We start from the raw sequence: 1112 nt of genomic DNA, 5'->3' as shown, positions 1-1112 counted from the left end.
TATTGTCCCGGCAATTAAATCAGAATCATCCGGCCGCGGCCGCATAGGTTATGTTCGGGTGTTTGAAATAGCGCCTGATGCGCTCGGGCCGTTTCTGTAACCGGTGCAGATGGGACCGCGCTTTGCGTTTCAGCTCCGCCTTATTCTTCGCCGGTCGCCCAGCGTGCAGGACGCCCTTTAAATCGCTGTTCAACAGCTCATCCGGATTCAATTCGGGTGAATAAGCCGGCAAGTAAAAGACTTCGATCCGGTCCCGACGGGCCTCCAACCAGGTTTGCACCGCCTGGCTCCGGTGCACCTTCAGGTTGTCCAGGATTAAGAAAAGCTTCTTCGGCTGGCCCTGAATCAAACGGCTCATAAACTCAATCAAAACCTTCGCTGTCAACGTCTGCTCGTAAACCCTAAAACGCATTAGTCCCTGATTCGTGATACTGGAAATCAGATTCAAGCGGAGCTTCTTCGCCGGTTTTCGCACCACCGGCGTATGTCCTGGTGGGGCGTAACCGCGCTCGCGTTGCCCGTCCTGTTCAATTCCGGTCTCGTCCCCCCAGTGGATTTCAGCGTGTTCCACCCAGGCACGGGCAGCGATCGCCGGGTACTCCTCCCGTAACCACCGGGTGACCGCCCTCGGATCTTGCTCGTAGGCTTTCTTCAGCGGCTTTTGTGGGGTTAACCTCCACCGTTTCAAGTACAGCCCCACCGTCCGGATCGGTAGCCAAACTTCGGTCTGCTGGGCAATCAAGAACTGCACTGCTTGCCGGGTCCACAGGGCAAACGGCAAACCCAACGCGTCCGGTGTTTGGTGACAAATCAGCGCCTGGAGGGCAATTTCCTGCCCAACACTCAGGCGCCGCTGCTCACCCTTGCGGCGCCCACGTCGTTGCACTACGAGGGCCGTGTCGCCCCCGTTCCGGGCCTGACTGGCCCACCGGTACACCGTGTTCGGATGCACCTCCAAGATCGTGGCAATGGCCTTGGCGGTATAGCCTTCAGCCCGCATCCGCACGGCCGTTTTCCGGGCCTCGGTCAGCGCCTGATCGCTCCGTTGTTTCACTGGACGTCTGCTCATCCTTCTCAGACGTCATAATCTCGCTTTAGTTACCGAATCAATA

1 protein-coding gene is annotated in these 1112 nt (G+C 57.9%); it reads right to left on the bottom strand.

The window, feature by feature from the left end:
• Positions 1 to 25: 25 nt before the first annotated feature.
• Entirely contained in the window at positions 26 to 1054 is a 1029-nt protein-coding gene (locus B2A78_RS25400; RefSeq protein ID WP_240502683.1) for an IS630 family transposase, read from the bottom strand.
• Between the last annotated feature and the right edge of the window lie 58 nt (positions 1055 to 1112).

The organism is Methylocaldum sp. 14B (assembly GCF_002005105.1).
In the GTDB taxonomy this organism is placed as follows: Bacteria; Pseudomonadota; Gammaproteobacteria; order Methylococcales; family Methylococcaceae; genus Methylocaldum.
Note: the sequence above shows the minus strand (reverse complement) of the source record. Positions and strands in the feature narration are given on the sequence as shown.